This window comes from Aeromonas sp. 11P (genome assembly GCF_051920165.1).
Taxonomy (GTDB): domain Bacteria; phylum Pseudomonadota; class Gammaproteobacteria; order Enterobacterales; family Aeromonadaceae; genus Aeromonas; species Aeromonas veronii.
The window spans coordinates 1209041-1220171 of sequence record NZ_JBQBDJ010000004.1; the positions used below are offsets into that span (position 1 = coordinate 1209041).

General features: G+C 61.8%; 8 protein-coding genes. 2 read left to right on the top strand and 6 right to left on the bottom strand.

Translation table 11 applies throughout. The annotated features are described in order from the left end of the window. Nucleotides 1-68 precede the first annotated feature (68 nt). The 4 genes from dhbA to ACTG1P_RS05610 are packed head-to-tail and all read right to left on the bottom strand — an operon-like array spanning nucleotide 69 to nucleotide 4556. The gene (dhbA, locus tag ACTG1P_RS05595; protein WP_440000709.1) at nucleotides 69-836 is read right to left on the bottom strand and encodes a 2,3-dihydro-2,3-dihydroxybenzoate dehydrogenase; all 768 of its coding nucleotides are present in this window, start codon (nucleotides 834-836) and stop codon (nucleotides 69-71) included. Continuing rightward, entirely contained in the window at nucleotides 833-1768 is a 936-nt protein-coding gene (locus ACTG1P_RS05600; protein WP_440000710.1) for an isochorismatase family protein, read from the bottom strand. Before ACTG1P_RS05600 ends, dhbA begins: the two co-directional genes overlap by 4 nt. After that, on the bottom strand, nucleotides 1765-3411 hold the full coding sequence (locus tag ACTG1P_RS05605) for a (2,3-dihydroxybenzoyl)adenylate synthase (RefSeq protein WP_440000711.1): 1647 nt from the start codon (nucleotides 3409-3411) through the stop codon (nucleotides 1765-1767). The genes ACTG1P_RS05600 and ACTG1P_RS05605 overlap by 4 nt, the downstream gene beginning before the upstream one ends. Continuing rightward, nucleotides 3408-4556: an isochorismate synthase gene (locus tag ACTG1P_RS05610; RefSeq protein ID WP_440000712.1), complete on the bottom strand. Its 1149-nt coding sequence runs from the start codon at nucleotides 4554-4556 to the stop codon at nucleotides 3408-3410. Before ACTG1P_RS05610 ends, ACTG1P_RS05605 begins: the two co-directional genes overlap by 4 nt. A 266-nt stretch (nucleotides 4557-4822) precedes the next feature. On the opposite strand from ACTG1P_RS05610, the gene ACTG1P_RS05615 reads away from it, so the two are divergent. Beyond that, complete coding sequence (locus ACTG1P_RS05615) at nucleotides 4823-6775, top strand: TonB-dependent receptor domain-containing protein (RefSeq protein ID WP_440000713.1); 1953 nt, start codon at nucleotides 4823-4825, stop codon at nucleotides 6773-6775. A 125-nt stretch (nucleotides 6776-6900) separates the two neighbouring features. Beyond that, the gene (locus ACTG1P_RS05620) at nucleotides 6901-7965 is read left to right on the top strand and encodes a 3-deoxy-7-phosphoheptulonate synthase (RefSeq protein WP_440000714.1); all 1065 of its coding nucleotides are present in this window, start codon (nucleotides 6901-6903) and stop codon (nucleotides 7963-7965) included. Between the two features lie 77 nt (nucleotides 7966-8042). Here ACTG1P_RS05620 and ACTG1P_RS05625 read toward each other — a convergent pair whose 3' ends face one another. Then, nucleotides 8043-9041, bottom strand: a complete 999-nt coding sequence (locus ACTG1P_RS05625; protein ID WP_040066127.1) for a LacI family DNA-binding transcriptional regulator — start codon at nucleotides 9039-9041, stop codon at nucleotides 8043-8045. Nucleotides 9042-9217: 176 nt separating this feature from the next. Continuing rightward, nucleotides 9218-11119: a transglycosylase SLT domain-containing protein gene (locus ACTG1P_RS05630; protein WP_181224383.1), complete on the bottom strand. Its 1902-nt coding sequence runs from the start codon at nucleotides 11117-11119 to the stop codon at nucleotides 9218-9220. Between the last annotated feature and the right edge of the window lie 12 nt (nucleotides 11120-11131).

An 11131-nucleotide genomic window follows, 5' to 3' on the forward strand; every position in this document is an offset into this window, starting at 1 on the left:
GAAAAGCGAGGAGGCAAGGCCTCCTCTATAAAGAGAATGTCACGCCTGCCAGATCGGCAGTGCGCTGGCTAGCCCCCCAGAGTGGCACCGCCATCGACCACCAGATCCTGCAAGGTGATATGGCTGGCGGCATCGGAGGCGAGAAACAGCACGCAGGCAGCCACCTCGTCGGGTGTTCCCAATTTGCCAAGGGGGATCCCCAGCTTGAACTGCCCGGGCAGGCCCGCGATGGCGCGCAGCTCCCCTTCGCGCTGCTCTGCCTCCCCCTCCTGCCACATGCCGTACAGCATCGGGGTTCGGGTCGAGCCCGGCGACACCAGATTGCAGCGCACCCCATAGGGGGCGAGTTCCAGCCCTGCCGTTTGGGTGAGGCTGGTCAGCGCCGCTTTGGAGGCGCCATAGATGCCCATCCCCACTCTCGGTACCCGACCGGCATTGGAGGAGACATTGACGATGGCTCCCCTGCGCCGTCCCTGAAACCAGAGGGTCAGGGCCCGCATCAGATAGAAGGGGGCGAAGGTGTTGATGGCGAAGGTGCGCTGCAAGAGGGCGTCATCCACCTCATCGAGCCTGCCGGTCGCCAGTACGCCCGCGACATTGACCAGCACATCGGGCCCCAGCCCCTCATCCAGCAGCTGTTCGCAGCAGCGGGTCACGGCCTCGCTGTCGCTGACATCGATCACCACCCTCTTCACGTTGCCGGGCAGTGCCTCGGCCAGTTGCAGATCGAACGCCACCACGCTGGCCCCTGCCTCGGCAAAAGTGCGCGCCACCGCATGGCCAATTCCCTGCGCCGCGCCGGTCACCCAGATGGTTCTACCTTGCCACTCGCTCATGGGGTGCACTCCGGTTCGCTGACGTGATCTTCGTTGACCACCTGATAAGCCGTGGCCTGACTAACGTGAAGCTGACGGGAGAGAAGCCCCCACCAGTGAGCCAGGGTCGGCGTGCGGGCCAGCTCGGCCAACTCCACCACCAGCCCCTGCTGACGCCACTCTTCCACCAGCCCCATCACCGCCAGCGAGTCGAGACCGTAGTCGAGCAGGTTGTCATCCTCGGTGGGCTGCTCCTGCTGCATCTCGGCTGGCAGCCGCGCCAGCACCTGAGCACGCAGTGACTCCCGAGTCAGGGGGCGCTTGCTGGCCGCCATCACCTCGGCCACGGTAATCACCCGACCGGCATTGCGGCTGACATAGGAGAGCGCCAGCAGGTGATCCTCGCGGGAGAAGTCGGCGATGGCATCAGCCACCAGGAAAGGGCGAATATCGCGCATAAAGGCATCGACCGCCGTCTGCATCACCCCGATATGGCCGTAGATGCCACAGATCACCAGCTGATCCCGCTCCCATTCGGCCATCAGCTCGGCCAGCGGTGAGCGGCAAAAAGCGCTGTAGCGCCACTTGGTCAGCACCGTATCCTGCGGCTCGGGGGCCAGCGCCGGAACGATGGGTTGGCGCTCCGGCGCTCGGGTCAACCCCGGCCCCCACATGTCGTTGAGCAGCGCCCGATCGGCCTGACTCTGCTCGGCGGGCTGGGCGGTATAGACCACCGGCATGCCGAGAGCACGCGCCTGACGGATCAGGGTGGCGATATGGTCGATGACCTGATTGATCATCGGATTGCCCGCCCCGTAGAAGTCGACGAAATAGTGCTGCATATCGTGGACCAGCAAGGCGGCGCGGCCCGGTTCGAAGGGCCAGTTCACCCGCCCGGTGGGCAGCTCCTCAGCGGTGGGAAGCGGATAGGCGGCGAGGGATTGAATGGTCATGCACACTCCTTGGCGAGCTGCTCGCGCAGCCTCTGTTTGTCTATCTTGCCGACCGGGGTGTGGGGCAGTTGCTCCACCAGCACCAGGCGATCGGGTAGTTTGTAATCGGCCACCCCCTGCTCGCGCAGGAAACGGCGCAAGCGGGGCAGATTGAGGGGCTCGCGGCACATCAGAAAGGCGCAGCTGCGCTCCCCGAGCATGGGATCGGGCATGGCGACCAGCGCCGCCTGCCGCACATCTGGATGGGTAATCAGCAACTCTTCAATCTCGAGGGCGTCGATCTTCTCCCCGCCCCGGTTGATCTGATCCTTGTTACGCCCCACCACCATCAGATGACCGCCGGGCAAGCGGCAGACCAGATCGCCGGTGCAGTAGAAACCGTCCCGATCAAAAGCCCGCTGATTGTGGGCATCGGCCTTGAAATAGCCGCGAAAGGTGTAGGGGCCACGCGTCCAGAGTTCGCCACACTCACCATCAGGCAAGGGGTGCCCGTCGCTGTCTCGCACCTCCACCTCGTCGCCCGGGCTCATCGGGCGGCCCTGGGTATTGACGATGTGCCACTGGTCATCCTCGGTGCGGGTGTAGTTGACCAGCCCCTCGGCCATGCCGAACACCTGCTGCAAGCGGCAGCCGAGGCGGCTCGCTACCGCATCGGCATGAGCCGGGCTGAGGCGCGCGCCGCCCACCTGCACACACTCCAGAGAGGTCTGCGGATAGTGGCTGGCGGCCTCCAGCCAGAGCGCCAGAGCCGGTGGCACCAGCGCCGCCCAGTTGACCTGATGGCGCTGCACCAGCGGCAGACAGGTTGCAGCAGAGGGATCCTTTGCCAGTACCACACAGCCACCGGCATAAAACACCCCGAGTGCCCCGGGGGAGCTCAGGGGAAAGTTGTGAGGTGCCGGCAAAGCGCATAGATAGATCACCCGCTCATCCCAACCGCACACCGCTACGCTCTGGCGCACACTGTAGCCATAGTCATCGTGGGTACGGGGGATCAGTTTGGGGGTGCCGGTGCTGCCGCCGGAGAGCTGGAAAAAGGCAACCTGATCGGCCGGGGTAGGAGTTGGCGCGATAGCCGTCAGCGGCGAACCATCAGCACGGGCTATCGGGTCAGGCTGACACCATGCAAATCCTGACTGAAGATCGGAGCCTTCAGCCTGCTCGAACAGCAGTGTCTGGCAGGAGGGATATACCAACTCATCAAGGGCCGCCAAGCTCCCCGCTTCACCGGCAAAGCCGGGATGGGAGGGGCTGAGTACCAGCAAGGCGGGCTCAATCTGGCGGGCAAAGGCCACCAGCTCGCGCCGCTGATGGCTGTAGAGGGCATGCACCGCCACTACGCCGCAGCGGATCAGGGCAAACCAGCAGATATAGAACTCGGCGCAGTTGGGCAACTGCACCAGCGCGGTATCGCCATGACCCAGCCCGCGCGCGGCCAGCCGCGCCGCCAGTGCATCGACCTCACGCTTTAACTGGCCATAACTGAGGGTGCGTTCGCCACAGATCAGAGCCGTGCGCTCGGAATAACGTTCGGCAGAGTCATCGAGCAGGGCGGTGAGCGGTTGTCCGCGCCACCACCCTTGTGCCCGGTAGTGAGCGGCCAGCTCGGCGGGCCAGGGGGTAAAGGGCACCAGCGGCTTCATGCGGTTACCTCCGGCTCCCGGCTCTCGAGGCCAAACGCCCGCAGCATGGTGCCAAGCTTGGCGGCGGTCTCCTGCCACTCCGCTTCGGGCGAAGAGCCCACCACCACCCCGGCGCCGGCATAGAGCCGCAGTTGCCTGCCAGCCAGCACGCCACAGCGGATGGTAACCACCCACTCGCCATTGCCATCGGCATCCATCCAGCCAACGGCGCCGCAGTAGAAGCGGCGATCGTACCCCTCGAGCCGAGCGATGGCCTGACGCGCAGCCGAGAGCGGTGTGCCGCACACCGCCGGTGTCGGGTGCAGCGCCAGCGCCAGTGCCAGCACGGGAGAAGGCTCATGGAGCCGCCCGGCGATGCGGGTCGAGAGGTGCCACATGGTAGGGGTCGCGATCACCTGCGGCTCCGCGGGCGCATCCAGCTCGCGACAGAAGGGAGCGAGGGCCGTAGCGACTGCATCGGCCACCAGCGCATGTTCATAGCGATCCTTCTGCGCCCCCAGCAGTTCGGCGCTGGCCGCCTGTTGATCGGAAAACGCGTGGCGCGGACGGGAGCCCGCCAGCGGATTGCTCACAACCGCCATCTCGCTGCGCGATACCAGCAGCTCGGGGCTGGCGCCAAGCAGGGTCTCCCCCTCCGGCAGCGGGATCTGGAACACATAGGCGCCCGGATTCTGGGCCAGCAGAGAGCCATAGGCGTGTGCGGGTGAGGTCTGCTCTGCGCTCTGCACATCGATGGCGCGCGACAGCACCACCTTCTCGAGCTGCCCCTCGCTGAACTGCTGCAACGCTGCCCGCACTGCCCCCTGATAGTGGGCAGAGCCGGTCACTTCACTCACCTCGCCATGGAGCTGGCAACAGCGGGCAGGCAACAGCGCATCCCTTGCGACCCACTGCGATTGCGCCGGGATCACCAGATGCCAGGGGGATTGGGTATCAAACGGAATGGCGCCGATGGCGATGGGATTGACCATCCCCTGCTGGCGCAACAGACGCAGATGGGCGAGGAGCTTCTCCGGCGGGATGCCGGTAAAACTGTCGTGAATACCGGAAGCGACCAGAACCCTGTCACCGCTGGCAAAACAGCACACTTTATCCAGCCCGGCCGCTGTGGCGGGCCACTCTCCTTCCAGTGCATGGTCACACATGACGGTGCTACTCCTTGGAATGAATCACTGCCTGACACGACTTAAAGTGAGTCATTTGGCTCACCAGATATCAGGGTGAACGGCATCCTAACAAGGAGCGAAAAAACGATCAATACAAATGAGAATCAATTTCATTAACTTCATTTTAGTCAAAAGCGGGTGACGAACGAAACTGAACTTCGCCGATAAAAAAGAGTTGCGATCGGAGCAAATTCAACTTGATAATGATAACGCTTATCATTTGTATATTATGGAAGATGTAAATAATGAAATCCTCAACCTCCCGTTTTATTGCTCCCAGCCTGCTGGCCACCACCATAGTCACCCTGCTGACCCAGCAAGCGATCGCCGCCAGCAACACGCCTCAAGCCGATGAAGTGATCACTGTCACCACCACGGCGCACAATACCCGCTCGGCACCAGCCTCCATCTCTGTCATCACCGCAGAACAGATCGCAGCCGCACCGGTCAATGACCTTGCCGACCTGCTGCGCCACGAAGTGGGCATTCAGGCAGAAGCTGACACCAATGGCCGCAGCGATATCGGCATTCGCGGCATGTCGGGCAAATACACGCTAGTGCTGGTGGATGGCAAACGCCTCTCCTCCTCCAATGCCCTATGGCGCGGCGGCAACTTCGACAACACTCCGGTTCCCCTTGGCATGATCCAGCGGGTCGAGGTGATCCGTGGCCCCATGTCGGCACTTTACGGCTCCGATGCCATCGGTGGTGTCATCAACATCATCACCAAGCAGCCGGGCAAAACCTGGCAAGGGGCGGCCGATGCCGACTTCAAAGCCATCGAGGGCAAGGATGGCGGCGATCAGCACAGAACCAACCTGGGCTTTACCGGCCCACTGACCGACAACCTGCTGATCCGGATGAACGGCGAGGTGTATGATCGTCAAGCCTGGACCCCCACCGAAGCCGCTGACGGTATCCCCCTTATCGAAGCCAAACAGACCCGCAACTTCGCCTCTACCCTGAGCTGGCTGGTAGATGAGCAGCAGCGCTTCGAGCTGGATTACCTCTACAACCAGGATGAGCGGCCTCTCGATATCTTCCGCAAAACCGGCAACAAGCTGCACAGCCGCCAGCAGCAAAACGATCGCAACCTGTTTGCTCTGACCCACAAGGGGAACTGGAGCTGGGGTGACACCACCGTCATGGCCAACTACGAGACCTCCCAGATCGACGACTTCAACACCAGCTACTCTGCCCCGCAGCAGCGGGAGCTGGAAGAGAACACCTTGACCCTCAAGGGCTATACCAACCTAGCGCTGGCCAACCACTACCTGACCCTGGGTGGTGAATATCTGGATCGGGAGCTGGTGGATGCGGTGAGCTACAAGGATATCGGCGGCAAAGAGAGTCACTCCCAAGAGGCGCTGTTCGCTCAGGACGAAATTGGCCTGACCGACAGCCTGACCTTCACGCTGGGCGGCCGTTACGATCACCACGAGATCTACGGCAGCCACTTCACCCCGCGCGGCTATCTGGTCTATGAGATGAACGAGCTGGTGACCGTCAAGGGTGGGGTCAGCCAAGCCTTCAAGGCACCGGCACCGCATCAGTACTCCAACGGTTACAGCATCGAGAGCTGTGGCGGCAGCTGCCGCATCTATGGCAGCGACAAGGTCAAGCCGGAAACCAGCACCAACTACGAGCTGGGAGTGATCGCAGGAGAAGGGATCTGGGAAACCAGCGCCACCCTGTTTTACTCCGACATCGACGACATGCTCACCTTCAAGCAGTTGCCGAACTCCACTGACCGCACCTGGTACAACCTGGAGAAAGCCACCACCAAGGGGCTGGAGCTGACCGGCAGGCTCGATCTGACCGACGATATCAACCTCGGCGCCAACTACACCTACCTCAAGGCTGAAGGCGATCAGGGCCAGGCTCTGCCCGAGCGGCCGGAGCACAAGGCCAACGCCAAGATCACCTGGCAGGCCACCGAGCGGGTCAATACCTTTGTCGGCACCACCTACACCGGCACCCAGTTTGCCGAGCAGACCGTCAACAAGGCCGTGGTGCTGCACAAGCTGCCCAGCTATCAGACCTTCGATCTCGGCACCGGTTTCAAGGTCACCGAGAACTTTGACCTGCGACTGGGGATCACCAACCTGACCGACGTGCGCCTGCAAGAGAAAGACACCGTCTTCCAGAACGTCGAACCGGGTCGCAGCTACTACGTCAGCGGCTCAGCCCGCTTCTAAGGTAGCCAAGGCCGATATAACAGAGCGCGGGCCCATGCCCGCGCTCTGTTAACCAAGAAAATAAGGGGAAGATCCCCACTGGACAGCAAAGAGCATGCAGATTTCCATTTTCATCAGGATCGCTCATGTTCACCTCACTTCTGAATGCTTCACCCCTTGCCACATTGCCCACCCCTGACGAGATGTTAAAGGCCAGACCCTGTCCGGCACGGCTCGCTCGCCAGATCGCTCGTAGCCGCCAGCAAGCCCGCCATATTCTGCAGGGAGAGGATGATCGCCTACTGCTGGTGATCGGCCCCTGCTCCATTCACGATCCGGTAGCCGCCCGCGACTATGGTGGCCGGCTCGCTGAACTGCAGGGCCAATACGGGGAGCAGCTGCAACTGGTGATGCGCACCTATTTCGAAAAGCCGCGCACGACGCTCGGCTGGAAAGGATTTATCTTCGATCCCGACCTCGATGGCAGCGATCGGCTGGAAAAGGGCCTATCCCTGGCCCGGGAGCTACTGCTGGCCCTTGGACAGGAAGGGCTCGCCTGTGCCACCGAATTTCTCGATCTCACCAGCATGCTCTATCTGGGGGATCTCATCAGCTGGGGCGCCATCGGTGCCCGCACCACCGAATCTCAGCTCCACCGCCAGCTGGCCTCGGCCCTCCCCTGCCCCATCGGTTTTAAAAACGGTACCGACGGCAATATCCGGATCGCAGTCGAGGCAATCCTCGCCAGCCGAGCGGCCCACCTCTATACCCAGCCTTCCGGTGATGGCCAGCTGGCACTGGTGCGCAGCCATGGCAACCCCGACTGTCATCTGATCCTGCGCGGTGGCCGCCAGCCCAACTATCAGAGCAATCATGTGACAGAGGCTGGCGAGCTGCTGCGCCAGCATCATCTGTCACCCCGGCTGATGATCGATTGCAGCCACGGCAACAGCCAGAAGCAGCATGCCCGCCAGCTGCTGGTTGCCCGTGACATTGCCGACCAGCTGGGTGCTGGTAGCCATGCCATCGCCGCCATCATGGTGGAAAGTTTTATCTGCGAAGGGCGTCAGGAGATTGGCAGCAAACCGCTGCGCTACGGCCAGTCGATCACCGATAGCTGCATCGGCTGGGAACAGACAAGGCAACTGCTCGATATGGTGGCAGAAGGGGTAGAGGCGCGCCGTCAGCAGCGGGTCGCCCTGGCGGGATAAATGGCGGATTAGAGAGATAACGCAGAAAAGAGTGTGGCCCCGATGGGGCCACCTTGTTGTTCGCTGTCTGACACTCGTCAGGCGACTGACTCACGCTCCACCAGCTGGGCTTCAAACTTGAGCGCCAGGCCGTCCACCGGCTTGTGATCGAGCAGACGCAGCGCCAGCTCGGCGGCGCGGCTGCCCATCTCCTCGATGGGGTAGCGCACCGTGGTGAGCTTGGGATAGATGTAGCGGGCGTAGGGGATATCGTCGAACCCCACCACTGACACCTGCTGCGGGATCTTGTAACCCCGCTCCAGCAGGCAAGAGATCGCCCCCGCCACCATACCGTCGTTGAAACCGAGCACGGCAGTGAACTCGACACCGCGCGCCAGCAGTTCACTCATCGCCACATAGCCGCCATTTTCGTCGGCAAAGGCGCGGCTGACGAGAGCAGGATCAAAGGCGATCCCGGCTCTGGCAAGAGTCTGGGTGTAACCGGCCATCCGCTGCTGACCATCGACAAACTCTTCATCATCGGAGGTGATAAAGGCGATGTTGCGATGACCAGCATCCAGCAAGTGCTGGCACGCGGTGGTGATCCCCGCCTGGTTATCGAGCCAGACGCAGCGATCCTCAAAGCCCGGTACCTGACGGTTGATGAAAACGATGGGGGTAGAGCCTGCCGCCAGCTCGCTCAGCTCCTCGTCCGGGAGCGCCTTGCTGTGCAGGATCAGCGCATCACACTGACGCTGCAGCAGCGCCTGAATGGCGTGACGCTCGCGCGCGATATCATGGTTGCCAGACATAACGATGGTGAACTTGTTGGCCTGATCGACCATGGTTTCGATGCCACGCATCATCTGGGCAAAGAAGGGGCCGCCGCAGAGGTCGCCAACCAGCACGCCAATGCAGTTGGAACGCTTGCTGACCAGTGCTTGGGCAAAACTGTTGGGTCGAAAATTCAGTTCCTTCATGGCCGCCAGTACGGCCTCACGCTTTTCCGGTGCTACCTGTGCCGTGTTGTTGATAACCCGCGACACGGTGGAGATAGACACATTTGCCAGCTGAGAAACGTCTTTAATCGTTGCCACTATCCATTCCTTTATTGTGGGGGAACCTGTCGATGCCGACGCCCGAGTATACCCTGCGGCCTGATGCAATTCCCGGAGCCAGGTCACCGGACATGTTTCCTTTAGTAACAAAACCTTACCCGATGATACCCGGCAGCAGGGAAATTTGAAAACAGGGGCCGGCTGGCGGCCCCGACTCAATAGGCGTGATTGAGCTCCCGCTCCGACATGAAGCGCAGCGGCTGCTGCAACTTGTGCTGATAGATAAGATCGAACGACAACACGTTTTGCACGTAGTTGCGGGTCTCCTTGTAGGGAATACTCTCGACCCAGACATCCATCGGCTTGTTGTCACTCTGCTCTCGCCAGCGTTTTACCCGTCCCGGCCCGGCGTTGTAGGCGGCCGCGGCCAGGATCCGGTTGCCATCATAGACATCCAGCAAGCGCTTGAGATAGGCGCTCCCCAGACGAATATTCATCGTCGGATCAAACAGTTGCTGCTCGTTGCGATAGGGTACCCCCAGCTTGCCGGCGGTCTCTTTGGCGGTGGCAGGCATCAGCTGCATCAGACCCCGCGCCCCCACCGGCGACTGGGCCAGCGGATAGAGGGCACTCTCCTGACGGGAGATGGCATAGAGCAAGCTGGTGTTCATGGTGCGCTCTTGCGCCATCTGGGAGAAGGTGCGTTTGAGCGGCAGCGGGAAGCGCAGGTCGAGAGCATCCCACGCTTCGGCGCGAATGCTGGCGAGAATGGCCAGCTCGTGCCAACCCTGATTGAGGGCGATATGACCAAACTCGATACGCTGGGCCACCGGATTGCGATCCATGTTGTGGATCCACTCCGAGCGGGCCGCTGCAATCTCGTTCATCGACAGCAATTCGCGCACCCGCAACAGGAAGGGCCAGCGCTGGCTGGCAGTACGCCAGTCCGGTACATGCTTGACGCTCTGGTTCTTGATGCGATAGGGCACCCCGGTGCGCTGGGCGGCCATAAAGCCGTAGAAACCGCGCAGGTTGGCGGTCTCCAGATAGAGATCCCGCGCCGGTTTTTGCTGCCCCTGCACTTCAAGGGAGCGCGCCATCCAGTAGCGCCAGCGATCCTCTTTCTGACGGGCCATCGGCATCATCTTCACCCAGCCGGAGAGGCTACGCCAATCCTGCTCCCAGATGGCCAGTCGCGCCCGCAGCTCGGTAATGTCGGGATCCGCCAGCTTTTTCACCGTGCTGTCAACCCAGCTACGCTGGGCAATAGAGCGATCCAGCAGCAGGCGGCGGGCAATGGCACGCTCTACCGGTTTCACCTCGGCCTGGGTCAGGCCGAAACGGCTGCGAAACAGCGCAAGCTGGCGCAGCACCGACTCAGGCTCCTGATTGGCATAGCGGGTCAAGCCTAGGGAGAGCAGCTTGCGGGAATAGGGATTGCTGCTGAAATAGGCCGGGTTCATCGCCTTGGCGGGCTGCTCGAACAGGGTCACCATCTGATCGCCATAGCTCTGTAAGCCGCTACCCAGGGTCGCGCCAAGGTGGCGGATCAGATTGGGGTTTTCCGCCTCGAACGCCAGCGTCATCCGCTGCCAGATCTTCTCCTGGGTTCGCTGACCGGATGCTTGCCACAGCTGGAACAGCGGGGAACAGGCATCGGGGCGCGATTGGCCACTCATCCAGATCTTGCCCGCCCCCTGCAACGCCTCTTTCGGCTTGCCAGTGTAATAGAGCGCCTGATAGTGCATGCAGAGCAGATCGGTGGAGCTCGGCTTGGCCGGATAGAAGCGCAGGAACTGCGACCACTGCTGGCTCTGGGCCAGATAGGTCAGATAGCTGCGCTCCAGCCGGTTGGACTGGGGGGTATCTCCATGCTGGCGGATAAAGCGGGTCACATCGTTGTAATCGGCCGCCCCCGGACGAAAGGCGAGCTGATAGTAGTCGAGATAGGGCAACAGGGGATAATGGGTCAAACGGGCACGAATTTGCTGGAAACGGGCCTGATCATTGGCCCGTACGGCGTCATACGCCTGACGGTAGAGCGTCTGGTCGGCAGTCTGCGCCATCAGGGTCGGCACAAACAGCGCCGACAAAACAATTCCCCATACAGCTTTCACTGAACATCTCCA